This window comes from Stenotrophomonas sp. TWI587 (assembly GCF_039674145.1).
Classification (GTDB): Bacteria; Pseudomonadota; Gammaproteobacteria; order Xanthomonadales; family Xanthomonadaceae; genus Stenotrophomonas; species Stenotrophomonas maltophilia_AY.
This window is the reverse complement of the sequence record NZ_JBDJMW010000010.1, coordinates 36,130-60,757: the sequence shown is the minus strand read 5'-3', so window position 1 is coordinate 60,757 and position 24,628 is coordinate 36,130. Positions and strand designations below refer to the sequence as shown.

At 66.5% G+C, this 24,628-nt stretch carries 20 protein-coding genes; 7 read left to right on the top strand and 13 right to left on the bottom strand.

Going from position 1 to position 24,628, the window contains the following annotated elements; all coding sequences use genetic code 11:
* The first annotated feature begins 195 nt into the window (after positions 1 to 195).
* From ABE464_RS15840 to lpxH, 4 genes are all read left to right on the top strand, one after another.
* On the top strand, positions 196 to 3,105 hold the full coding sequence (locus ABE464_RS15840; protein WP_346472724.1) for a TonB-dependent receptor: 2,910 nt from the start codon (positions 196 to 198) through the stop codon (positions 3,103 to 3,105).
* Positions 3,106 to 3,253: 148 nt separating this feature from the next.
* The gene (locus ABE464_RS15835) at positions 3,254 to 4,393 is read left to right on the top strand and encodes a glycosyltransferase family 1 protein (protein WP_346472723.1); all 1,140 of its coding nucleotides are present in this window, start codon (positions 3,254 to 3,256) and stop codon (positions 4,391 to 4,393) included.
* Positions 4,374 to 4,913, top strand: coding sequence for a phosphatase PAP2 family protein (locus ABE464_RS15830; RefSeq protein ID WP_346472722.1), 540 nt, complete (start codon positions 4,374 to 4,376; stop codon positions 4,911 to 4,913). Before ABE464_RS15835 ends, ABE464_RS15830 begins: the two co-directional genes overlap by 20 nt.
* Positions 4,914 to 4,959: 46 nt before the next feature.
* On the top strand, positions 4,960 to 5,703 hold the full coding sequence (gene lpxH, locus ABE464_RS15825) for a UDP-2,3-diacylglucosamine diphosphatase (RefSeq protein ID WP_346472721.1): 744 nt from the start codon (positions 4,960 to 4,962) through the stop codon (positions 5,701 to 5,703).
* Positions 5,704 to 5,746: 43 nt separating this feature from the next.
* Here the strand turns inward: lpxH and ABE464_RS15820 are convergent, their stop codons facing one another.
* Positions 5,747 to 7,003 (bottom strand): zinc-dependent metalloprotease, encoded by a 1,257-nt coding sequence (locus ABE464_RS15820; RefSeq protein ID WP_346472720.1) that lies wholly within the window; start codon positions 7,001 to 7,003, stop codon positions 5,747 to 5,749.
* Positions 7,004 to 7,278: 275 nt separating this feature from the next.
* Between ABE464_RS15820 and ABE464_RS15815 the strand changes: the two genes are divergently transcribed.
* Positions 7,279 to 8,727 carry a DUF2235 domain-containing protein gene (locus ABE464_RS15815; RefSeq protein WP_346472719.1) on the top strand — a complete coding sequence of 483 codons (1,449 nt, stop codon included), beginning with the start codon at positions 7,279 to 7,281 and terminating at the stop codon, positions 8,725 to 8,727.
* Here the strand turns inward: ABE464_RS15815 and ABE464_RS15810 are convergent.
* From ABE464_RS15810 to ABE464_RS15780, 7 genes are all read right to left on the bottom strand, one after another.
* Positions 8,700 to 9,560 (bottom strand): ferritin-like domain-containing protein, encoded by an 861-nt coding sequence (locus ABE464_RS15810; RefSeq protein WP_346472718.1) that lies wholly within the window; start codon positions 9,558 to 9,560, stop codon positions 8,700 to 8,702. The genes ABE464_RS15815 and ABE464_RS15810 overlap by 28 nt on opposite strands.
* 9 nt (positions 9,561 to 9,569) lie before the next feature.
* On the bottom strand, positions 9,570 to 11,036 hold the full coding sequence (gene purF, locus ABE464_RS15805; RefSeq protein WP_019185825.1) for an amidophosphoribosyltransferase: 1,467 nt from the start codon (positions 11,034 to 11,036) through the stop codon (positions 9,570 to 9,572).
* Positions 11,037 to 11,066: 30 nt separating this feature from the next.
* Positions 11,067 to 11,798, bottom strand: a complete 732-nt coding sequence (locus ABE464_RS15800) for a CvpA family protein (RefSeq protein WP_346472717.1) — start codon at positions 11,796 to 11,798, stop codon at positions 11,067 to 11,069.
* Positions 11,799 to 11,856: 58 nt separating this feature from the next.
* Positions 11,857 to 12,888, bottom strand: coding sequence for an SPOR domain-containing protein (locus ABE464_RS15795; RefSeq protein ID WP_346472716.1), 1,032 nt, complete (start codon positions 12,886 to 12,888; stop codon positions 11,857 to 11,859).
* 98 nt (positions 12,889 to 12,986) lie between these two features.
* Entirely contained in the window at positions 12,987 to 14,264 is a 1,278-nt protein-coding gene (gene folC / locus ABE464_RS15790; RefSeq protein ID WP_346472715.1) for a bifunctional tetrahydrofolate synthase/dihydrofolate synthase, read from the bottom strand.
* 51 nt (positions 14,265 to 14,315) lie between these two features.
* Positions 14,316 to 14,960, bottom strand: coding sequence for a histidine phosphatase family protein (locus ABE464_RS15785; RefSeq protein ID WP_346472714.1), 645 nt, complete (start codon positions 14,958 to 14,960; stop codon positions 14,316 to 14,318).
* A 677-nt stretch (positions 14,961 to 15,637) separates the two neighbouring features.
* Positions 15,638 to 17,800: a S46 family peptidase gene (locus tag ABE464_RS15780; protein WP_346472713.1), complete on the bottom strand. Its 2,163-nt coding sequence runs from the start codon at positions 17,798 to 17,800 to the stop codon at positions 15,638 to 15,640.
* 256 nt (positions 17,801 to 18,056) lie between these two features.
* On the opposite strand from ABE464_RS15780, the gene tdh reads away from it, so the two are divergent.
* Positions 18,057 to 19,079, top strand: coding sequence for an L-threonine 3-dehydrogenase (gene tdh, locus ABE464_RS15775; protein WP_123728470.1), 1,023 nt, complete (start codon positions 18,057 to 18,059; stop codon positions 19,077 to 19,079).
* A 188-nt stretch (positions 19,080 to 19,267) separates the two neighbouring features.
* Here the strand turns inward: tdh and ABE464_RS15770 are convergent, their stop codons facing one another.
* Complete coding sequence (locus ABE464_RS15770) at positions 19,268 to 19,969, bottom strand: TorF family putative porin (RefSeq protein ID WP_346472712.1); 702 nt, start codon at positions 19,967 to 19,969, stop codon at positions 19,268 to 19,270.
* A 194-nt stretch (positions 19,970 to 20,163) separates the two neighbouring features.
* Between ABE464_RS15770 and kbl the strand changes: the two genes are divergently transcribed.
* Positions 20,164 to 21,375: a glycine C-acetyltransferase gene (gene kbl, locus ABE464_RS15765; protein ID WP_346472711.1), complete on the top strand. Its 1,212-nt coding sequence runs from the start codon at positions 20,164 to 20,166 to the stop codon at positions 21,373 to 21,375.
* 58 nt (positions 21,376 to 21,433) lie between these two features.
* Here the strand turns inward: kbl and ABE464_RS15760 are convergent, their stop codons facing one another.
* The 4 genes from ABE464_RS15760 to ABE464_RS15745 all read right to left on the bottom strand — a co-directional run bounded on the left by ABE464_RS15760 (position 21,434) and on the right by ABE464_RS15745 (position 24,535).
* Positions 21,434 to 21,778 (bottom strand): hypothetical protein, encoded by a 345-nt coding sequence (locus ABE464_RS15760; RefSeq protein ID WP_346472710.1) that lies wholly within the window; start codon positions 21,776 to 21,778, stop codon positions 21,434 to 21,436.
* A 91-nt stretch (positions 21,779 to 21,869) separates the two neighbouring features.
* Positions 21,870 to 22,721 (bottom strand): pseudouridine synthase, encoded by an 852-nt coding sequence (locus ABE464_RS15755; RefSeq protein ID WP_346472709.1) that lies wholly within the window; start codon positions 22,719 to 22,721, stop codon positions 21,870 to 21,872.
* A 20-nt stretch (positions 22,722 to 22,741) separates the two neighbouring features.
* The gene (locus tag ABE464_RS15750) at positions 22,742 to 23,251 is read right to left on the bottom strand and encodes a hypothetical protein (RefSeq protein ID WP_346472708.1); all 510 of its coding nucleotides are present in this window, start codon (positions 23,249 to 23,251) and stop codon (positions 22,742 to 22,744) included.
* A 192-nt stretch (positions 23,252 to 23,443) separates the two neighbouring features.
* Positions 23,444 to 24,535 carry an OmpA family protein gene (locus ABE464_RS15745; RefSeq protein WP_346472707.1) on the bottom strand — a complete coding sequence of 364 codons (1,092 nt, stop codon included), beginning with the start codon at positions 24,533 to 24,535 and terminating at the stop codon, positions 23,444 to 23,446.
* Positions 24,536 to 24,628: the final 93 nt, after the last annotated feature.

Sequence of the window (24,628 nt, the reverse complement as noted above, 5' to 3'; positions counted from 1 at the left end):
AATTTCTGGGCTGAATTCGCAGAACGCTGCGCCCGTGAATTATTTGTGAGAACCCCCTCACATCTTCTTCATGGATGCTTAACGAATCGATCTACTCTCGGATCCCCGGCGTGCACAGCGCCGGTTTTTTGAAGCAGGCGGTACCTGGGTCCGCCGACTTCCTGGACGTCGTTCCGATCAGAGAGAGAGTCGATCATGTCTTCATCCACTACCCCGCTGGGGCAGGCGATCCGCCTTGCCTTGGTCGCCGGCACCGCTGGCCTCGCATCCACGGCCGTCCTCGCCCAGGACGCCACGCCGACCACCCTGGACCGCATCGAGATCACCGGGTCGCGCATCCGCCAGGTCGATGTGGAATCGGCCCAGCCGGTGCTGGCGATCAGCCGCGCCGATATCGAACGCCAGGGCTTCAGTTCGGTCGCCGACATCCTGCAGAACCTGACGGCCGTGGGCAGCCCTGCATTGAGTCGCTCCAACGTGCTCAGCGCTGGCGAGACCGCCGGCGGCACCTACATCGACATGCGCAACCTCGGCGCGCAGCGCACCCTGGTGCTGATCAACGGCAAGCGCCTGGGCATTACCACCAGCGGCTACCAGGACATCTCCAGCGTGCCGGTCTCCGCGATCGAGCGCATGGAAGTGCTCAAGGACGGTGCGTCTGCCATCTACGGCTCGGACGCGATGGCCGGCGTGATCAACATCATCACCCGCAGCAACGTCGACGGCGTCACCGCCAACGTCTATTACGGCCAGTACAGCCAGGGCGATGGCGCGCGTAACCGCGTCGACGTCGTTGCCGGCTGGTCCAACGACCGCGCATCGCTGACCTTCTCGGCCGAACATACCGAAGAGAAAGAAGTCTGGGCGCGCGATCGCTGGTTCAGCCAGTTCCCGAACACGACCCGCCACCCGGGCGACAACTGGACCCAGGTCAGCCAATGGGGCCAGGTCAACGGCCTGAAGGGGCCGGGCTGCACCGCCGCTGCGGGCTGCAACTACTCGCTGGACCGCGGCACCGATCCGACCAACCCGGCGAACTATCACCTCAGCGATCTGACTCCGTTTACCGGCGACGTCAGCAACGCGCAGGAACAGATGCACCTGATCTCGCCGCTCAAGCGCGATTCGCTGTTCCTGGATGGCCGCCTGGACCTCACCGACGATATCCGCCTGACCACCCAGCTGGGCTACAACAAGCGCACGTCCACCCGTCAGATCGCCGGCTACCCGCTGCAGTCCGCCACGGCGGGCATCGGCGCGATGTCCATCGACAGCTGGTTCAATCCGTTCGGCAACCATCACGGCTATGAAAAGCCCACCGCGATCGGCTGGAACCGGCGCACCTGGGAAGTGCCGCGGGTCAGCATCAGCGACCTGACGACCTGGCGTGCGGTCGCCGCGCTGGAAGGCAGCGTCGAGGTCGGCGAGCGCTACTTCGACTGGGAAGCGGGCTACCAGTACAACCGCAGTGAGCTGCTGCAGCGTGCCACCGGCAACCTCAACAAGGAACGCGTCAAGAATGCGGTCGGTCCGTCGTACTACAACGAGGCCACCGGCAAGGTCGACTGTGGCGTGCCGGGCGCGCCGATTGCCGGCTGCATGCCGTGGAATCCGCTGGTGCCGTACGGCTCAAACGACCCCAATGGCCTCACCGGCAATCAGGAACTGATCGACTATCTGTTCCCGCCGGAAATCTCCCGCGGCAAGACCACCTCACGCAATGCGTTCGCCAGCGTCGCCGGTACCGTGATGACCCTGCCGGCCGGTGACCTGGGCTTTGCCTTCGGGGTGGAAACCCGCAAGGAAGCCGGGGAGTTCATTCCCGATCCGCTGGCCCAGAGTGGTGCGACTACCAACCTGGCGGCCGGCCCGACCGGTGGCGGCTACAAGGTCAACGAGGCCTACCTGGAGCTGAGTGTGCCGATCCTGGCCGACCTGCCCGGCGCGCGCGAGCTGAGCCTGAGCGCCGCCACGCGCCATTCGGACTACAGCACCTTCGGTAAGACCCTCAACAGCAAGTTCGGCTTCAAGTGGAAGCCGATCGATCAGCTGCTGGTACGTGGCACCTGGGCCCAGGGCTTCCGTGCGCCGACCATCTCCGATCTGTACGGCGGTGGGTCGGAAACGTTCACCACCGGCTACCGTGACCCCTGCGACACCGTCTACGGCGCCTCGGCCAGCAGCGCCGACGTGCGCGCACGCTGTGCCGCCGATATCGCCAACGCAGACAGCTACCGCCAGCTGCGCCAGGGCGGCGTGCCGATCACTTCCAGCAGTGATCAGACACCGGTGCCGTTCACCAACGGCTCCAACCCGGACCTGCAGCCGGAAACCTCGACCAGCCGTTCGCTGGGGCTGGTCTGGAGCCCGACCTTCGTGTCCAACCTCAACGTCGCGCTGGACTGGTGGAAGGTCCGCATCGACAACACCATCGTCAACGACCACCCCAACGACATGCTGCGCGACTGCTATGAGCTGGGCATCGCCTCGCGCTGCAGCGGCTTCACGCGCGACCCGGTGACCGGCATTGTCAACACGCTGACCTACGGCAAGCGCAACTCCGGCTTCCTGGAGACCGAAGGCTACGACCTCGAACTGAGCCACCGCCTGGATACCGCTTACGGCACGTTGAGCACGGGGTGGTCGACGACCTATGTCAGCTCGTACCTTGAACGTACGACCAACGACCTCGATGTGGTGCCCGAAACGAAGAACGGCATCGGCAGCGGTTTCCGCGTGCGCTCCAACCTGACCGTAGGCTGGGACATGGGCGATTTCGGGGTGAGCTGGACCGCACGCTACTACTCCGGGGTCAAGGAACGCTGCCTCAACGCAAAGACCCGGCCGGACGAGTGCTCCGACCCCGGTGTGCAGGCGCCGTGGTACGCCGGTACGCGTGACTACAACCAGCGTGGTTCGGTGACCTTCCACGACGTGCAGTTCCGTTACAACCTGCCATGGGATGCCACGGTCTCGGTGGGTGCCAACAACGTGTTCGAGAAGTACGGCCCGATCATGTACAGCCAGCCGAACTCCAACTTCTCCTACTACGGTGGCTACGACATCGGTCGTTTCATGTACATGAAGTACCAGCAGCGTTTCTGATCGCTGCCGGGCAACACCGTTTGACCGCCACGGCCCTTCGGGGCCGTGGCTTTTTCCGTGGCGGCACGGGCGTCATGCCAACGTCATACGGCGGTCATGTCGGCTACATCGCCCGGGCCCAGCATGCGTGGCATACCGGAGGCCCGCCATGCGCTATGCCATCGTCACCGAAACCTACCCCCCTGAAGTCAATGGCGTTGCCTTGACCGTGCAGGGCCTGGAACTGGGGTTGCGTGCCGCCGGCCATCAGGTCGACCTGGTTCGGCCCCGGCAACCCTCCGACACCGAGGCGGTGGACAGCACGGTGCTGGTCACCGGTGCCAACCTGCCACGCTATCCCGGCCTGCGCTTTGGTCTGCCGGCACCCACGCGGTTGACCCGCCAGTGGCAACAGCAGCGGCCGGATGCGATCTACATCGCCACCGAAGGTCCGCTTGGCTGGTCGGCGCTGCGCACCGCACGCCGTATGGGCATCCCGGTTGCGACCGGATTCCATACCCGCTTCGATGAGTACCTCCCCGACTATGGCGTGGCCTGGCTGCAGGCCGCCGCGCTGCGCTGGATGCGCCGCTTCCACAACCAGGCCGATGCCACGCTGGTGCCGACCCAGGAGCTGCAGCAGTTCCTCGGCGAACAAGGCTTCGATCGCGTGCGCCTGCTGGCACGCGCGGTGGACAGCAGCCAGTTCGAGCCCGAGCGCCGTGACCCGGCGCTGCGCGAGGAGTGGGGCATCGACGGCAACGGTTTCGCCGCGATCTACGTCGGCCGCATCGCCCCGGAGAAGAACCTCGGGCTGGCGGTCAAAGCGTTCCGCCGCCTGCAGCAGGTACGGCCCAAGGCGCGCTTCGTGTTCGTGGGCGATGGCCCATCGCGCGCCAAGCTGGCCCACGACAACCCGGACTTCATCTTCTGCGGCGTGCAGCGCGGCGATGCGCTGGCCCGGCATTTCGCCAGCGGTGATCTGTTCCTGTTCCCCAGCCGCAGCGAGACGTTCGGCAACGTGACCCTGGAAGCGATGGCCAGCGGCCTGGCGACGGTCGCCTTCGACTACGGCGCCGCCCGCGAATACCTGCGCACCGACGAAAACGGCATCGCCGTGAATGACGACAACGACTTTGTGACCGCTGCCGTGCAACTGGCCGGCGACGATGCATTGCGCCACCGGCTGGGCCGCAATGCCGCCACCGCGATGAAGCGGCTGCATCCCCAGCACGTGGTCGCCGAGTTCGATGCCCTGCTCGCCGAACTGGCCCAGGCCCGGAGGCCGCATGCCGACCATGCTGCTTGATGCCCTGCGCGGACGCGAAACGCGCTGGTGCCGACGCGCCAACCACTACTGCCGGCGCCGCCGGGTGCGGCATGCCTTTGCCGTCATCAGTCGTCTCGGCGACGGCGCGGCCTGGTACGCGCTGATGGCAGCCCTGGTGCTGTTGGACGGATTCGACGGCCTGCGTGCGTCGCTGCACATGGCGGCCACCGGGCTGATGGCGTTGTTGCTGTACAAGGGCCTGAAACGCTGGACGCGCCGCCCGCGGCCCTTCGCAGCCGATCTGCGCATCCGCGCCTGGGTGGCGCCGCTGGATGAGTTCAGCTTCCCCTCCGGGCACACGCTGCACGCGGTGTCCTTCACGATCGTGGCACTGGCGTACTACCCGTGGCTGGCCCCGCTGCTGGTGCCCTTCACCGCGCTGATCGGGCTGTCGCGGGTGGTGCTGGGGCTGCACTATCCCAGTGACGTGCTGGCCGCGACCGGCATTGCCTCGCTGTTGGCAGCTGCCAGCCTCCAATGGCTGCCGTTGCCGGTCTGAGAGACGGGGACGCGCGCATCGCGCATGTGCGTTTTACAATGCGGCCATGACCACGCTGTTCATCTCCGATCTGCACCTGGACCCGAGTCGTCCAGCCATCACCGACCTGTTCTTGGCCTTCCTGCACGAGGAAGCGATGCAGGCCGAGGCCCTGTACATCCTGGGCGATCTGTTCGAAGCCTGGATCGGCGATGACACGCCCTCCCCGGCCGCCGATGCGGTCGCGATCGCGCTGCATGCCGTGGCCGATGCCGGGGTCCCGGTGTACTTCATCCGCGGCAACCGCGATTTCCTGGTCGGCGAGGATTACGCGCGCCGCGCAGGGTTCACGATCCTGCCCGACCCGAGCGTCATCGATCTGTACGGCCGCCCAGTGCTGCTGCAGCATGGCGATCTGTTGTGCACCGACGATGTGGCCTACCAGCAGTTCCGCACGCAGACGCGCGACCCGGTGTTCCAGGCACAGTTCCTGTCGCAGCCACTGGCCGCGCGCATCGCCTTCGCACAGAAAGCGCGCGATGCCAGCCAGGCGCGTCAGTCGGAAATGAAACAGGGCGACCGCGCGCAGTTCGAGACCGTCACCGACGTGGCGCCGGCCGAGGTGGACAGCACGTTCGCCCGCTACGGCGTGGACACGATGATCCACGGCCATACCCACCGCCCTGCCATCCACACGCTGCAGGCCTGCGGCCGCGAGTGCACCCGCATCGTGCTCGGCGACTGGTACGAGCAGGGTTCGGTGCTGCGCGTGACGCCCGAAGGCTGGACGCTGGACGCCCTGGCGAACTGAACCGACCCCGCGGCGCCGCAATGGCCGCCGCGGGATGCGCATATCAGCGGAATGCGGCCACGGCCGCCTTGGTGTTGACCAGCACGCGCTGGTTGTCGGCGCTGCTGGCGATACCCGTCGGAATCCCGTTGTAGCTGATGTTCGGGTTGGACCAGTAGTTCAAGCGCTGGCAGCTGCGGGTGCAGTTGTAAGCCATGATCGTGCGCCAGCCGGTGCCGCTGGCCGGCTCGTAGCGGTAGCCGTGGCCGTAGGCATACGGCGAGGTGCTCGAGTCGGTGGCGATGTCATGCCGCGCGCTCTGCAGGTGGCCGATCTCATGCGCGAAGGAGTAGTACCCGGTGGCGCAATCCCAATGCACCGCCGCGAACGCGGTGGCCGCCGTGGAGCCGATGCCCGAGGCCAGCCCACACGAGCTGGCGTTGTTGATCACCAGCACCGCGACATCGGCGCGGGTGTTGTTGCGGCTGGTATGGATGCTGTCCATCACTCCATCGCTGGTGTTGCGGAAGCGCGCCAGATCGGTGGAGAAACTGCTCGACTCGGCATAGCTGGTGGTCTCGTACCCGGCCAACTGCAGGGTGATGCCGACATTGCTGTTGCTGTAGCCCTGATTGGATTCAGCCACGGCCAGTTGCACCAGCGACTGCATGTTGCCGCCATACGCCGCCACCGCACCGTTGGTGGCCACCACCAGCACGCGGATGGTGGCCGGCGTACCCGACGAGGCTGCCGCGGTCCCTGCCCGGTCCGACGCCGGCATCGCGATGGTAGGCAGGCTGTTGTAGTCGGCGGGATGATCGGCCGGCATGCGCGCCTCATCCACTTCCACCAGCACATGCCGTCCGTCACTGACCGGGCGCAGGCGGTACAGCTGGCCATTCTTGCGGATCGAGCCGGTCACGGTATCCCCCGAGCGCACCAGAATCACCGCGTTCATCGGGTCCGGCGCACCGGTCTTGATCAGGCGCGCGCCGGCGCGCGTGCCGAGCTGGCCGTACCAGATGCTGCCGCCATCAGCGAGCGTCTCGACCTTGCTCTGCAGGGCCTGCACCGGCTGCCCCAACAGCTCGAATTCCAGTTGTTTCTGCACCGGCGAGACGGCCGCTGCGTCCACCCGGACCTCCTGCACTGCGCTGGTCGAGGGCGAGCCCATCACCCCCTGCAATGCCGGCTGGTCTGCGGTGCCGGCCCGGCTCAGCACTGTGACCGGCTCGAACAGCGGCGCGGCGGCAGCACCACCGGCCCCCAACAGACACAACGCGAACACACCTGCGGCCTTGCTCATCGAACTGGACATCATGTCGCCTCTCTTTGAGTGAAAACGGGAGTGGAGTCGTGGTTGCAGTCAGCCGGTAGGGCCGGCACGCCCATCTGGCGCGCTCTGGCCGTGTAAATTCAATAGAAATTGCAGATGGAATTTCGGAACTGTGATCGACTGCGCCTTGGTTCAGGGACGTCACGACGGCCTCCGCGAGCTCTTGCGGCGAACAGATTCCGCGCTACCTTAGGGTGGGATCCTCGGGGAACAGGGACGACATGGCGGTGGCAGCTACCCAACCGGCAACGAGGGCGACGGTGTCACTGCATATCGGTCTGTTCTTCGATGGCACCCGCAACAACGCTGACAACCTGCAGCGCGCGTCACGCCCGGCAGGCGCCACGACGCCCACACCGCGCCCACCCGCCGTGGTCGCCGATGATGCATCGCCGTATCAAAGCCGCTTGACCAGCAGCTACAGCAACGGCCTGACCAACATCGCGCGGCTGCAGGCCCTGTATCCGGACCATAGGCAGATGCCAGCAACCGGCGACACGCTGGCGCTGTCGATCTACATCGAGGGCGTGGGTACGCGCACGGGTGAAGACGACGACCTGATGGGGCTGGCGTTCGGGATCGGCCGCACCGGCGTGCGCGCCAAGCGGCGCCGGGCGCTGGAGCAGCTGCTGCCCGAAGCGCTGCGCCAACTGGCCCGCGCGCAGCCCGGCCGCGCAGTGAGCAGTGTGCACGTGGATCTGTTTGGTTACTCGCGCGGCGCGGCCAGCGCGCGCGATGCGGTGGCCTTTCTCAGCGCAGCCGGAGCAGTCGCCTGGCTGGCCGAGCAGCTGGTGCGGTGCGGCTGGTCGCTGGCCTCGGGTTTCCCGGGTGCCGCACGGCTGGTGCGCTTCGTGGGGCTGCTCGATACCGTGGTGGCGATCAGCCGCCAGCACCGTGATGAGATGCCGGTGGTGGCGCTACCGGCGGGCTGCGCCGACAAGGTGGTGCAGCTGGTCGCACGCGATGAACACCGCGAGCATTTCGCGCTGACCAGCGTGGCACCCGAGCATGAGGAGATCGTCCTGCCCGGCGTGCATGCCAACATCGGCGGTGGCTATGACCAGCGCATCGAAGGGCCCAAGCTGCTGAGCCGCCCGCAGGGGCAGCTGCTGCGTGGCACCGGGCTGGTGGCAGGAGAGGTACCACCGCTGGCGCTGCTGCGCACGAGCACGGTGTACCGCAACGCGCAGGCCACGTGTCGGCGCTGGCAGCGCGCGCTGGGGCTGGGAGAGGAGGCGATCTGGGTCGATGTCTGGCACCAGTGGCAGCAGCAGCGTGTCGCCGGCAGCCGAAGTGTCCTGCCGCAACTCACCTTGCGTGCGTACGCCGCAGTGGTCCTGCGCCGCGAGATCGATGCGCGTTACCAGTTCATCGCCTTGCGGTTGCTGCACCAGCGTGCCGCGGCGGCAGGCGTCGCGTGGACGGCCTCACCGGACACGCTGCCCGCGCTCGCACTGCCTGCGCAGCTGCACCCCATCGCGGAACGGCTGCTGGCCGGCCAACCGCTGGATGCCGCCCAGGAGCTCACGCTGCGCCAGCACTACCTGATGCAGTCGGCACACTGGAACTTCGATGCGCTGGGCGATACCGCACTGCTCTATGCCGCCGATGCAGGCACGCGTGAACTGCCGTATCGACCAGGCCCCGGGTTGTTCTACGTCAACCGGCCCACCGAAAGCGGTCAGCGCGTGGTGCTGGCCAACACCTGACCGCGCAGTTCGGTCTGTTCGATCAGCTCGGCCAGTTCTTCTTCGTCGAAGCCGGCCAACAGGCGCGCTTCCAGGTTGAACGGGCCATAGAGGTAGCCGCCGGCGTATTCCTTCAGCAGCGCCATGAACCGGGGTCGCGGCTCGACGTTTTCACGCGTGCAGTACCACCGATACCAGCGCGAGCCGGCTGCCACGTGGGCCACCTCTTCGCGCAGGATGATCTCCAGTACATCGGCGGTGGCATGGTCGCCCCCGGCACGCAGTTTCACGATCATCCCCGGAGTGACATCCAGCCCGCGCGCTTCGAGCACGCGCGGCACCAGCGCCATGCGCGCCAGCCCGTCGTGCGCGGTCTTCTCGCACATTTCCCACAGGCCGTTGTGTGCGTCGAAATCGCCGTATGCATAGCCATTGGCCTGCAGCCGATCGTGCAACAACATGAAGTGGCGCGATTCGTCATCGGCCACGCTGACCCAGTCGGCATGGAACGACGTCGGCAGGCCGCGGAAGCGGTACACCGCATCCCAGGCCAGATCGATCGCATTGAGTTCGATATGCGCGATGGCATGCACGAAGGCGGCACGCCCCTCCACGCTGCCCAGACCACGCCGCGGTAGATCGCGCGGGTGGACCAGCGTCGGCCTGGCGGGGCGGCCCGGCATCCGGATAGGGTCCGGTGCCGGCGCATCGGCCGGTGCCTTCAGGCGACCGGCGCGGAACTGCACAGCATAGTGCTGGGTCAAGGCAACCTTGCGCAGCGGATCCGGCTCGGCCAGGCACTGCTGCGCGGCCTGCAGCAGATCGCCGGCCGCGGTGTCCAACACATCACTCATGCCCTGCCCTCAGGCGCGACGCTTGTGCTTGGCATCGTCCGAACGCAGCTGCTGGATGCGCTCGAAATAGCCCGGCTCGATCCCGGTCGGGTAGACGCCGTTGAAGCACGAGGAATCGAACGACTTCAGCTCCGGGTTGCCTTCGCTGACCGCCGCTTCCATGTCCTCGATGTCCTGGTAGATCAGCCAGTCGCAGCCCAGGTGCTTCTCGATTTCTTCGATGCTGCGGTTGTGCGCGACCAGTTCTTCGGCCGCCGGCATGTCGATGCCGTAGATGTTCGGGTAGCGCACCGGCGGCGCGGCACTGGCCAGATAGACCTTGCGGGCGCCGGCATCGCGCGCCATCTGCACGATCTGCTGGCTGGTGGTGCCGCGCACGATCGAGTCGTCCACCAGCAGCACCACGCGGTTGCGGAACTCCAGATGGATCGGGTTGAGCTTGCGGCGCACCGACTTCACCCGCTCACCCTGGCCCGGCATGATGAAGGTGCGGCCGATGTAGCGGTTCTTGATGAAGCCTTCGCGGTACTTCACCCCGAGCGTGTTGGAAATCTCCAGCGCCGCATCGCGCGAGGTATCCGGGATCGGGATGATGGTGTCGATGTCGTGGTCCGGGCGCAGGCGCAGGATCTTCTCGCCCAGCTTGATGCCCATGCGCATGCGCGCCTTGTGCACCGAGACGTTGTCGATCATCGAATCGGGGCGGGCGAAGTACACGTACTCGAAGATGCACGGGCTGTGTTCGACCGGCTCGGCGCAGACTTCGGAGAACAGTTCGCCGCGCGCGGTGATGACCAGCGCTTCGCCCGGGCGCACATCACGCACGCGCTGGAAGCCGAGCACGTCCAGTGCGGCCGATTCGGAGGCCACGATGTATTCGTCGCCTTCGGCGTGGGCGCGCTTGCCCAGCACCAGCGGGCGGATGCCGTGCGGATCGCGGAAGGCGACCAGGCCCAGGCCCAGCACCACGCTGATCACTGCATAGCCCCCCTTGACGCGGCGGTGCACGGCGGCCACGGCGCGGATCGCCGCTTCCGGGGTCAGCTGGCGCTGCGCGTCCAGTTCGAAGGCGAACACGTTCAGCAGCACTTCGCTGTCCGAATCGGTGTTGACGTTGCGGCGGTCCTGTTCGAACACCTGCTGGCGCAGGGCTTCGGTATTGATGAGGTTGCCGTTGTGGGCCAGCGCGATGCCGTACGGCGAGTTCACGTAGAACGGCTGCGCCTCGTCCATGCCTTCCGAACCGGCGGTGGGATAGCGCACGTGTGCGATGCCGACGCGGCCTTCCAGCGTGGACATCCGCTTGGCATCAAACACGTCGCGGACCAGGCCATTGGCCTTCTGCACGCGCAGGCGGGTGCCGTCGGCGGTGGCGATGCCGGCCGCGTCCTGGCCACGATGCTGGAGGACGGTCAGGCCGTCATACAACTGCCCGGCGACGTTCTGGTTGCCGACGATTCCGACGATGCCACACATGGTGCGAACTCTCCGCTGGGCTGCGCCCATCTACAGTGAAGGTGGCCGTGCCTGGCCGGGGGTACCGTTCCGTGCCGGAACGGTGTCGTCCGGACGCGGGTGCGCCGGCTCGATATTGACTGGCAGTGTGGAAGCCGGCCCGCGCGCCGCAGCGTCGGCAGGTGCCGTCTCCCTCCCCTCGTCAACGGGACGCGGCCATCCGCGCCCTGCCACTACTTCGCCAAGGACGCCATTATCGCCTGTCGCGAGCGGCTTGCCCAAATCCATCGTCGGCAGTTGCGGCAGATTCACCTCCGGCAACGCCATCTCGGGCAGCTGCGCCTGCATCCAGCGCACGCCCGGCTGCAGCAACGGCCGCACCTGCGAGGTCTGCCAGGCCGGCTCCTGCGGCAGCGGTGTGAACGCAGCCAGCATCAGCAGCACGCAGCCGAGGAACGCGCCGCGGACCAGGCCCAGCGCGCCGCCCAGCAGGCGGTCGGCACCGGTCAGGCAGGTGACCTTCACGGCGGCCTTGATCAGCATGCCGATCAGGCCGACGGCGATCATGACGATCAGGAACACGCCCAGATAGCCGGCGACATAGTGGCCGGTGCCCGGTTCCACCGGCGCCGCCCACCAGTGGGCCGCGTCATTGCCGAACAGGAACGCCGCCCAGCCGGCCAGCAGCCAGGACAGCGTGCTGACCACGATGCCGACAAAGCCGCGCATGAGGCCGAGCAGGACCGAGGCCCCGATCAGGACCAGCAGGACGATGTCGATCATGCCGGCAGGCCGGGCGCTACGGGCCGTCCTGCGGGTGCGGGGCGGCGTAGATCAGGCATCAGGGGTGCGGGCGGACCATGCCGGCCACGCCGACCTTGGCGGCCACCTGTGCCTTGAGGTTCTCGGCATCGGCGCGGTTGGCGACCGGCCCGACGCGGACCCGGTTGAGCGTGCCCTTGTCGGTACGGACCTGCTCCACGAAGGCGCTGAAGCCGGCGGCGCGGACTTTATCGCGCAGCGCGTTGGCCTCGGCGGCCTGGCCGAAGGCGCCGAGCTGCACGGCGAAGCCGACGCTGCTGGCGGCCGGGGCGGCCGGGGCCGCCACGGGCGGCGCGGCGGCAGTCTCCGGCTTGGGCGCCGGGGCCGGCTTGGGTTCGGGCTTGGGCGCGGCCGGCTTCGGTTCGGGCTTGGCGGCCGCGACCGGCTCGGCCGGCAGGGATTCGGTTTTCACGGTAGTGCCCGACGGCGCAGCGGCGGCACTGGAGGCAGCCGGAGCCGCCGACGGAGCCGGTGCAGTGGCGGCCGGCGTGGCGGCAACGGCGGTATCAGCGCGGGCATCCAGAGTGATGACCTCGGCCTTGACGTCGTTGCGCACCTTCACCGCCTGCAGGCGGCCGGCTTCGGCCAGCGCGCGATCGGCGTAGGGGCCGACGCGCACGCGCCAGGCTTGGCGGCCATTGATCGTGGCCGGTTCGCGGAAGCCCGCCAGCTGGGCGCTCTTCAACGAGGCGATGACGCGGTCGGCATCGGCTTCGCTGGCGTAGGCACCAAAGCTGACGGCGTAGTTGCCCGCGGCCACGGCCGGTGAGGTATCGGCCGGCGCCGGATCGGCGGCGACCGCAGCGCTGTCGGCCAGCGGCTGGGTCGTGGATGCCCCGCTCTGCAGGCCGGTGGCGCCACCGGTCGGTGCGACCAGCGGCAGCTCACGGGTTTCGAACTGGCCATCCGACGGCGCGGCCGGTGCACTGATCGGCACGTTGGCCACACCACTGTCAGGTGCAGGGCCCTTGACCAGCATGGGCAGGAAAATCACGGCCAACGCCACCAGGACGATGGCACCAATCAGTCGCTGTTTCAGAGGAGTATCCACGTGAAGGCAGGCAGGCGGCGCGGCGGAATGCCACGGCGATTATACGGGTGCGCGCGTGTGCGGCGGCTGATGCGGCTGAACGGCGCTGCAAAGCACCATCAGGCGCCGGGATCCAGGAGCTGCAGCGCCTGCGCGGCGGTGTGGAACGAGCCGAACACCAGTACGCGATCACCGGCCTTGGCCTGCGTCACGGCATGCTGCACGGCGTCCACGACGGTGGCGTGCGCCATGCCGCCGGCCGCAGCCGTACCGGCCAGGCGTGCCCGCAGTTCCTCGGCGCTCTGCGCACGTGCGCCCTCCAGACCCGCCAGATGCCACTGCTGGACCTGATCGGCCAGCGCATCCACCACCCCGGCGGCATCCTTGTCCTGCAGGGCGGCAAACACGGCGAGGGTGTTGCCGGTGACGCGACTGGCCTTCAGTGCGGCGGCCAGCTCGCGTGCCGCCTGCGGGTTGTGACCGACGTCGACCAGCACCTCCACGCCCTCGCGGTCAAAGGCCTGCAGACGGCCCCGGATACGCGCGGCGGCAACGCCTTCGATGAACGCGGTGCGGGGCAGCGGGCGATCCAGCGCACGCAGCGCGGCGATCGCCGTGGCGGCATTGGCGCGCTGGATCGGGCCACGCAGCGACGGGTGCGGCAGTTCGATACGGAAGCCGACATCGCGCCAGCGCCAGCGTTCGCCATCAATGGCATCGGCAAAGAAATCGCTGCCACCGCGGATGGCGTTGGCACCGACCAGATAGGCACGCGCGAGCACGCTCGAGGGCGGATCGATTTCGCCCAGGATGACCGGCTTCCAGCCACGGATGATGCCGGCCTTCTCGGTCCCGATCGCTTCGCGGTCTTCACCCAGCCAGTCGCTGTGATCGATGTCGACGGTGGTGATCACCGCCACGTCGGCATCAACGATGTTGACCGCATCCAGACGGCCACCTAGGCCGACCTCAAGCACGGCCAGATCCAGACCGGCCTTCGCGAACAGCTGCAGGGCGGCCAAGGTGCCGTATTCGAAGTAAGTCAGCGTGGTCGCGCCGCGGGCATCTTCAATGGCATTGAAGGCCGCCATCAGATCGTCATCGGTGGCGTCCTGGCCATCGATGCGCACGCGCTCGTTGTAGCGCAGCAGATGCGGCGAGGTGTACGCGCCGACCTTCCAGCCGGCGGCACGGGCGATCGCTTCGATGAAGGCGACCGTGGAGCCCTTCCCGTTGGTGCCACCGACCACGATGCTGCGCTCGGCCGGCGCGCCCAGCCCCATCGCCTGCGCCACGGTACGCACCCGGTCCAGCCCCATGTCGATGGTGGCGGGGTGCTGCTGCTCGATGTAGCTGAGCCAATCGGAGAGGGTCTGCGGGCGGGCGGTGGTGGTCATGGTCGTTGGATCGGAATCGTTGAGGCGGACGGCAGGATGGGACGCAGTGCGTTACAGCGCGCGATGCTTGGCTTCGCCGAAGAACGGGGTGTGGTGCGCGCAGTCGTTGAGGCGCACCACTTCAAGCTGGTCGAGGTCGGGACCTTCGAGCAGGTTGAGCGTGGTCGGTGCCTGGCGGAAGGTCCACAGGCGCGAGATCGGCAGGCCGAGGATGCGGCACAGGATCACGCGGTTGACGGCGTCATGGGCGACGACCAGCAGGGTGTCATGTTCACCGAGCCCTTCAGCGGCACGCGCCAGGCCACGCCAGCTGCGCTCGAGCACCAGGCGCAGCGATTCGCCGCCGGGCATCAGCACGGTGTCGGGCTCTTCGCGCCATGCGCGCAGGCGGGAGGGATCCTTCTCATGGATTTCGCTGGCGAGCAGGCCTTCCCATTCGCCGTGGGCAATTTCCTGCAGGTCCGGTTCGGTCAGCAGCATCGGCGCACGTTCGGCGCCGAGGGCAAGCTGGGCGGTGAGCTGGGCGCGCGACAGCGGCGAGGCGACGGCGCGGGTGATGTCGACGGACTTCAGACGTTCCCCCAGTGCCTTGGCCTGGGCTTCGCCGATCGGCGACAACGGGATATCGATCTGGCCTTGGTAGCGGCCTTCGGCATTCCACGGCGTTTCGCCGTGACGGGCAAGCAGGATGCGCATGCGGACAAGGGGTCCTTGGGGGAGGAGGTTCCGGCGCTTCGTTCACATCCTGTGAAAGCACGCGGAACAGGGATGATACCCGGTCGCGGCTGTGAAGCTGTGTGGCGGTTTGCTCCTGATTGCTCGCTTGCTGACGGATGGCTCGTAGAGCATGGCGCCTGACTGACCCGCGCAGGCTGAGGCCGGGCAGCCTCTGGCAGGACGCGCCGTGAACCCATCCCTGGGGGCTCGTACGACGGCATCCATGCCGTCGAACGGTCCTGCCAGAGGCTGCCCGACCTCATCCACCAAGGTTTCCGTCGCTGACGCGGACACGAGGGCAAATGCAACAGCTGCTTGCTCGCTTCCGTACAACAGTCCTGTCGGAGGCTGCCCGGCTCAGCCCCCAAGGTCTCCGTCGCTGACGCGGACGCGAAGATTGACTGCGGTGCCGCTTCGCCTTTCTGTCCGCTCACGGGCATCTGTCCAGAGCGCGTCGGGCAGGGCTGGGCGAGACCGTTCGACCGCATGGATGCGGTCGTACGAGCCCCCATGGATGGGTTCACGGCGTGTCTCGCCCAGCCCTGCCCGGCGCGCTCCCTCCGCGAAAAACAAGACGCCACACGCTGGATACAGAGCGGACCATAAAAAAAACCCCGCAGCCTTCGCTGCGGGGTTCTCGAAACCGACGTGTCGGCTTACTTGCTGAGGTTCAGTTCTTTCAGCAGCTGCGGCGCGGGCGCCACTTCCTGCATGATCCACTGCATGTAACGGCTGTCGACCGCGATCATGCGGGTCATCACCGGATCGAACACCCAGTTCGAACTCACCGACTCCCAGTTGCCATCGAAGGCCAGGCCGACCAGCTTGCCGTTGGCATCCAGCACCGGCGAACCGGAGTTGCCGCCGGTGATATCCAGGTTGGACAGGAAGTTCACCGGCACCGACCCGATGCGCTTGTCTTCCAGGCCACCGTAACGCTTGGCCTTGACCGCCTCCAGCAGCGCCTTGGGCGAATCGAACGGGTCTTCGCCGGTTTCCTTCGCGGCCACGCCTTCCAGAGTGGTGAACGGGGTGTAGTTCACGCCGTCCTTGCCGTAGCCCATGACGTTGCCGAAGGTGATGCGCAGCGACAGGTTGGCGTCCGGGTAGACGAACTCGCCCTTGCTCTTCTTGTAGTCGGCCACGGCCTGCAGATACAGCGGGCGCGACACCAGGGACTCGCCTTCGCGGGTCTTCTTCTGCTCTTCCTGCTGCAGCAGCGCCGGCATCACCGCCACCGCGTACTGGATCGCCGGATCGGCGCTGGCTTCGAACGCGGCACGGTCGGCCTTGAACCACTTCAGGCGCTCATCCAGGCTGCCCAGTTTGGTGGCCGAGAGCTTGCCGACCAGACCCTGCACGGCGGTCGCGTCGCTGCCTGCCAGCCACTGGTTGAGCACGTCGTTGCTGCGCTGCGCAGCCGGCAGGGCCACGTACTGGCTCAGCCAGTAGGTCTGCAGCTGCTGGTCCATGCGCGGCACGTAACGGCGGTCCATCTGCTTCAAGCCGCCTTCGATGGAGGGCAGATCGCGTTCCTGATACCCGGCTTCACGCTCGGCATCGGGCTTGCTGCGCTCGATCGAGAGGCGGTACAGGCTGATCGCCGAACCCACGGCCGAGGTGCTGTTGAACTGGCTGACGAACAGGTCGCGCTCACGCGTGCTCTTGCTGGTATCCAGGTGCTGGACCAGCTGTGCATGCGCGGCCAGAGCCGGCTTGCCGGCGGCGCCACGCTTCTTCAACCAGGCCAGCACGGCGGCTTCTTCTGCCTGCTTCTGGCCGGCCGCGTCGATGCGCTTGAAGCCTTCCAGCTGACCGGCGTAATTCTTGGCCACGTTGTTCATGCTGGCCGCGGTGGCGGCGTACTTCACCTTGACGTCCGGATCGGCCTTGCCGGCCTCGTCGATCATCTTCAGCACGGCGTTGTAGTGGCGTGCGATGGTCGGGTAGGTCCAGCTGGCGGTCTCGTTGAACTCACCGGCCAGGGCGTAGCGGTTGGTGCGACCCGGGTAACCGGCCACCATCACGAAGTCGTCGGCGCCCAGCGGCTGATCGGCGAACTTCAGGAAATGCCTGGGCTGATACGGCACGTTGTCGGCGGAGAAGGCGGCCGGCTTGCCGTCCTTGCCCACATAGGCGCGGTAGAACGAGAAATCGCCGGTGTGGCGCGGCCACATCCAGTTGTCGATGTCGCCGCCGAACTTGCCGACGCTGCCCGGGGGCGCGTAGACCAGGCGCACGTCCTTGATTTCCATGTTGCGGAACAGGCGGTAGGTGTTGCCGCCGGAGAAGCTGTACAGGCGGCAGCGGAAGCCGGCATCGGCTTCACAGGCGGCGGTCTGGGCCTTGTCGAAGGCCTCCAGCGCGCGGGTGCGGGCCAGCGGGTTCTTGCCGGCGGCGGCGATCGCGGCCTTGGCCTGGTCGGTCACATCGGTGATCTGGTCCAGCACGAACACGCGGGCATTGGGGCCGGCGCTCAGCTCGTCCTTCAGGGTCGGCGCGTTGAAGCCGTCCTTGATCAGGTTCTTCTCGGCCGTCGAGTTCAGCTGGATCGCACCGTAGGCGCAGTGGTGATTGGTGACCACCAGGCCCTGCGGGGAGACGAAGCTGGCGGTGCAGCCGCCCAGCGCCACGACTGCGCCCATCGGGTCGCCGGTCAGGTTGGAGATCTGCTCCGGGGACAGCTTCAGGCCGGCCTGCTTGAGCGGGCCGGCGATTTCCGGCAGCTGCTGCGGCACCCACATGCCTTCAGCGGCATGGGCGACCTGGACCAGCCCAAGGCTGGCGACGACGGAGAAGGCAAGCAGGTTCGAGCGCATTGAGCAGCCCCTGGTGAAAGAACCGCCGAGTGTAGCCCAGCCCCTGCCCCGGCCCGATCCCCGGAAGTCATGGGCCGGGCCATGCCGCCGTCCGCCGGGCATGGCCCGGCGAGCGCACCGGCGCCGTTCGAAACGCCCATGCACCCCCGCCTTTCGTTCCGCCAGCGCACCCGCAGCGCAACATGGGAATTGCGCGCAGCCCTCTATAATCCGCGTTTTCCCCCAGACGAGTTCCACCCCGATGGCGCAGCAAACAATGAAGGCCCTGGTCAAACGCGAAGCCGCCAAGGGCATCTGGCTGGAGGAAGTTCCGGTCCCCACCCCCGGCCCCAACCAGGTCCTGATCAAGCTGGAAAAGACCGCCATCTGCGGTACCGACCTGCACATCTACCTGTGGGACGAGTGGAGCCAGCGCACGATCAAGCCGGGCCTGACCATCGGCCACGAGTTCGTCGGCCGCATCGCGGAGATCGGCCCGGGCGTGACCGGCTATGAGATCGGCCAGCGGGTCTCGGCCGAAGGCCACATCGTCTGCGGCCATTGCCGCAATTGCCGCGGTGGCCGCCAGCACCTGTGCCCGAACACCGTGGGCATCGGCGTGAACGTCAACGGCGCCTTCGCCGAGTACATGGTGATGCCGGCCAGCAACCTGTGGCCGATCCCGGACCAGATCCCGTCCGAACTGGCCGCCTTCTTCGATCCGTATGGCAACGCTGCGCACTGCGCGCTGGAGTTCAACGTGATCGGCGAAGACGTGCTGATCACCGGTGCCGGCCCGATCGGCATCATCGCCGCGGGCATCTGCAAGCACATCGGTGCGCGCAACGTGGTGGTCACCGACGTCAACGATTTCCGCCTGAAGCTGGCCGCCGACATGGGCGCCACCCGCGTGGTGAACGTGTCCAACACCTCGCTGAAGGACGTGATGAAGGAGCTGCACATGGAGGGCTTCGACGTGGGCCTGGAGATGAGCGGCAACCCGCGCGCGTTCAACGACATGCTCGACTGCATGTACCACGGTGGCAAGATCGCCATGCTCGGCATCATGCCCAAGGGCGCCGGCTGCGACTGGGACAAGATCATCTTCAAGGGCCTGACCGTGCAGGGCATCTACGGCCGCAAAATGTACGAGACCTGGTACAAGATGACCCAGCTGGTGCTGTCCGGCTTCCCGCTCGGCAAGGTGATGACCCACCAGCTGCCGATCGATGATTTCCAGAAGGGTTTCGACCTCATGGAACAGGGCAAAGCCGGCAAGGTGGTCCTGAGCTGGAATTGATCACCTGCGCCTTCGGCACCGATGATCAAGTGTCCATTCCACCGTATCCCCGCGCCGTTGCCGCGCCCCCTTGAACGACAAGGGGGGCTGTTCTCCAGCAAGGGTTCCGGTGTGAGACCAACATTGAAAAGGCGCCCATCCGGGCGCCTTTTCTGGTTCACGAGGTGGTCGGCGGTGTCGGGCGACGGTTACTGCCCGATGCCGACCGTGAACACCACACGGTTGTCGGCCAGCTTGCCGGAGTTGTCGCGGCCGTTGCCATCGGTGCCGTAGTAGCCCAGGCCGAGGTTGAACAGGCCGAACTGGCGGCTGACGCCGACATTCCAATCGGTGTAATCCTTGGAGATGCCTTCTTCGAAGGTGCTGCGGCCGACGTTCGCGCTCAGCGTGAAGTCCTGCGGCAGCGCCCACTCGCCGCCCACGGCGTAGTACCACGCATCGGTGCCCGAATTGAACACGTCATTGGTGTAGGTCACCGTCAGGCTGTACTGCTCGGCGAACGTGGTCTTGGTGATGAACTCGCTGTAGGCCAGCTCGCTCGAACCCGGATAGGTGTACCGGTTGAGCAGCAGATCCAGGTTGACGTTGTCGGTCACGTCGAACGCGTAGCCGATCAGGTAATCGACCTCGGCATCCGGGCCGCCATCGCCGAAGTCCACGCCCGAGCCCCAGACACCGGCGTACAGGCCCACCGGCGAGGTGTAGGTGAAACCGGCCTGGATCGTCGGATCTTCATCGGTCTGGGACACACCACGGAACACGTAGTCCGAGACACCGGTGACGTTCCAGCTGAACGGCGATTCGGCCTCATCCTGGGCACTGGCAGCGAACGGGGCAAGCAGGGCGGCGCAGAGCACAACGGCGGCGGTACAGCGCGTGGCGTGGTTCATGCGGGGTCTCTCCAGACGTGGGGGTGGGCGGAACGGCATCGGTTTACAGTTTTTTAACCTGATTGATATTGCGATGCAACAATCACGTCTGCAACCGTCTTCCGCCCTGCCCGGCCCATCCACCGCCGGCAGCAACCCCGCCGTGGCCCCCGGCAGGTAAAATCCCGGGTTTCCCGTGCCGAAGACTGCCCGCCATGACCGACGCCACCACCGCCTCGTTGACCCAGCACTACGTTGAAGAACTGGAGGCGATCCGCGCCCAGGGCCTGTTCAAGTCCGAACGCATCATCACCAGCCCGCAGTCGGCCGAGATCACCCTGGACGACGGCCGCACGGTGCTGAACTTCTGCGCCAACAACTACCTGGGCCTGGCCGACCATCCCGACCTGATCCAGGCCGCGAAGGACGCGCTGGACACCCACGGCTTCGGCATGGCGTCGGTGCGCTTCATCTGCGGCACCCAGGACCTGCACAAGCAGCTGGAACAGCAGATCGCCGATTTCTTCGGCAAGCAGGACACGATCCTGTATGCGGCCTGCTTCGACGCCAACGGTGGCCTGTTCGAGCCGCTGCTGGGCGAGCAGGACGCGATCATTTCCGATGCACTCAACCATGCCTCGATCATCGATGGCGTGCGCCTGTGCAAGGCCAAGCGCTTCCGCTATGCCAACTGCGACATGGCCGATCTGGAAGCCCAGCTGCAGGCCGCCGATGCGGCCGGCTGCAGGACCAAGCTGATCACCACCGACGGCGTGTTTTCGATGGACGGCTTCATCGCCCCGCTGGATGAGATCACCGCGCTGGCGAAGAAGTACAACGCGCTGGTCCACATCGACGAATGCCATGCCACCGGCTTCCTCGGCGCCACGGGCCGCGGCTCGGCCGAGGTCAAGGGCGTGCTGGAGAAGATCGACATCATCACCGGCACCCTCGGCAAGGCCATGGGCGGTGCGCTGGGCGGCTTCACCTGCGCCAGTGCCGAAGTGATCGAACTGCTGCGCCAGCGCTCGCGCCCGTACCTGTTCTCCAACTCGCTGCCGCCGCACGTGGTCGCGGCCGGCATCAAGGCCTTTGAAATGCTGGCCGCCGCCGATGACCTGCGCGATACCCTGGCGCAGAACACCGCCTACTTCCGCGAGAAGATGACCGCCGCCGGTTTCGATGTGAAGCCGGGCGTGCATCCGATCAGCCCGGTGATGCTGTACGACGCCCCGCTGGCACAGAAATTCGCCGAGCGCCTGCTCGAGGAAGGCATCTACGCGATCGGCTTCTTCTTCCCGGTGGTCCCCAAGGGCCAGGCCCGCATCCGCACCCAGATCAGCGCCGCACATACCCGTGCGCACCTGGACCGGGCGATCGATGCGTTCACCCGGATTGGTCTGGAACTGGGCGTGATCAAGGGTTGACCGGATGACGGCGCCCTGCGCGCCGTCCCCACCACACGCCGGGCACTGCCCGGCGTTTTTATTTCTTCTTTTTCTTCTTGTCCTTGGCCTCTTCCTTGCTGGCCACCACCACCGGTGCCGCAATCGGGCCATCCTGACCATTGCCCTTGGCCACGCGGATGCCATTGGCCTTCATCCACGCGTCGAACTCATCGGCGCTCATGCGCTTGTCGCCATCGCTCATCATGAAGCGGTAGCTGCCACGACCATCCAGCTCGGGGATCTTGATCTCCACTACTTTGTCGGTCACCGGCGGATCCTGCTTGGCGATCTGTTTGTGGCCGCCACAGGCGGTCAGCAGTGCGGCCGGCAGCACCAGGCAGGCGCCGCGGAACAGGGAACGATTGAGGATACTGACGTGCATGGTCTTACTCCCGGTGTTGAACGGAACGTCCCTTCGAAGGCCATCCATTGCCCGGGTCGATTGGCCTGCCACAGGTCGGCAGGCCACAAGGTCACGGAGTGGCCGCGGCACTGTCGGCCACGGCGTAAAGCAGATCCAGATCGTGTTGGCTGAGCTCGCGCCAGGCGCCCTTGCCCAGCTCGCCCAGCGGCAACTGGCCGATCGCCACGCGCACCAAGCGCAGCACGTTGATGTCGAACGCCGCGAGCAGGCGGCGGATATGCCGGTTGCGGCCTTCCTCCAGCACGACTTCCAGCCAGGCGGTCTTGTCGCCACTGCGCAGCAGCGTGGCGCGACGCGCTCGCAGCAGTTCGCCGTCGTCCTCGATGCCCGTGCACAACGCCTGCAGCTGCGCGGCATCGGGAATGGCATCGATCTGCACGTGATAGGTCTTGTCCGGGCCGGTGGCCGGGTCGGTCAGACGCGCGGCCCACTGCGGATCATTACTGAAGAGCAGCAGCCCTTCGCTGGCCTTGTCCAGACGACCCACCGGCGCGATCCACGGCAGACCGGCATCGTCGAAGCAGCGGTAGACCGTGTCTCGGCCGCGCTCATCCTGCGCGGTGGTCACCAGGCCGCGCGGCTTGTTGAGCATTAGGTGCACGCGCTTGGGTGCGTCCAGCGGCTGACCATCGACGCGCACATGATGGCGACCGTCGATGATCGGAAATTCGGGATTGTTGATGACACGGCCGTCGACCGTGACCCGGCCGTCGGCGATCCAGCGCGCGGCTTCGGTGCGCGAGCACAGCCCGGCCTTGGAAAGCACACGCGCCAGACCATGGCGCGGTGCACTCGGGGGCGTGCTGGACGCAGTGGTGCGGGTGCCTGTTGCGGGGCTCGCACGCCGCTCGGGGCGGCGTGGTCGGGACGCGGTCGCGGCGGGTGGCCGGCGTGTCGTCATCGTGCTCCGCTCAGGGCGGCTTACTTCTTGTCTGCCGGCTTGGTCTCAGCCGGTGCTTCGGTGGCGGCGGCCGGGACGGCGGCCGGGGCCGGGCGCGCCTTGACCACGCGCACACCGCGCGCCTTCATCCAGGCATCGAACTCTTCGGCGGTCATGCGCTTGCCGTTCTGGCTCATGTCAAAGCGCCACGGCGTGTTGTCGAACTCGGTCTGCGGCTTGTAGGCGGCCGGATCGTTCGGGTTGATCACCGGTGCACTGGGGATCGCCTTGGCGATGTTCTGGCAACCTTCGATGCGCAGGCGCTGCAGCACGCTGTCCAGCGACTGCTCGCGGTCGTAGCTGGAGGTCAGCACGCCGGCGGGCATGCCCAACTGGACGTTGCGGATGTACAGCTCTTCGGCAACCGGTGCGATCGCGGTGGCCGGCAGCGGCAGCGGCGATGCGCTGGCAGGTGCCGAACAGTCCACGGCAGCGTGGGCGGCGGGAACCAGGGCCAGGCCAAGCGCGGCGGCCAGTGCAAAACGCTGCATGGGATGCATCCAGGAAGGGGTCGACGCGGCGAGTTTAACAGCGCCACAACGTCTTTCAAGCGCCACCTTCAATGAATACGGCAACTTGTTGGAATTATTGTCGATTTTCGCGACCAACGGCGGCGGCGGGACAAAAAAAACAGGGCCCGGCAATGCCGGGCCCTGCTTATTGAGACTGTACTGCCAGAAGGATTAGTTCTGGACGTTCAGCTCGGTACGACGGTTCTTGGCGCGGCCTTCCGGGTTATCCGAACCATCCGGGTTGGCGTTCGGCGCAATCGGGCGGCTCTCGCCGTAACCGATCGGACCGACCAGACGCGAAGCGTCAACGCCGTTCTGGGTCAGATAGTTGTACACCGAGGTAGCACGACGCTCGGACAGCTTCTGGTTGTAAGCGTCGGTACCCTTGGAATCGGTGTGACCGGCCACTTCAACGCGCAGATCCGGGTAACGCTTCAGGATTTCCGAAGCCTCGCTCAGGATCGCAACCGCGTCCGGACGCAGGTTCGACTTATCGAAGTCGAAGTTCACGCCCTTCAGATCGATCGACACCGGGACCGGGCAACCGTCCGGACCGATGGTCTGACCCGGCTGGGAGTTCGGGCACTTGTCGTCGCAGTTGTTGACGCCGTCACCGTCGTCATCCAGATCGGCACAGCTCGGCGCAACCGGAGCCGGAGCCGGCACGGCAGCAACCGGGGCCGGGCCCAGCGGGATCACGACACCGACCGAAGCCAGCACGTCGCCGAACCAGTCTTCGCTCGGAGCAGCAATGCTCTGGTCGTCGAAGTCAGCGCGGTAGGCCACTTCGGCACGCACGGCGACGCGCTTTTCGAAGGTGGTCTGCAGACCGACGCCGAGCTTGGCGGCGAAGTTGCCGTCCTTGCGCTCACGCGGACCGTTGTTGTTCAGTGCTGCGTACTCTTCTTCCGACTTCTGGTAGCCCAGACCGAACAGCAGGTACGGGTTCCAGCCGCGGCCTTCCTGGATGAAGTGGCGACGCAGATCGACGGACGCGCCGTACTGGCTCCAGTTCAGATCCTGGTTGGCATCGAAGTTCGGGTTCTGGTAGTTCAGCTCGCCGTCCAGCGACCAGTTGGGGCTGATGAACTTACCAAGGCCCAGGGTAACGAACGGAGCGTCGTTGGTCAGACGGTCGCTATCCTGGAAGTTGAAGCCGGCCGAACCGGTCAGGTACCAGCGGTCGTCAAAATCCTGCGCCGATGCAGCCTGGGCGAAAGCCAGACCGCCCAGCAGCGCGGCAGTAAGGATCTTCTTGTTCATTGAGTACAGCTCCTATTTCGGGGGTATGAAACCGGTAGAGGCATGGGCCAGCACTACTGCGTCGTTTTCAGACTGCCGATTCAGCACGCCACC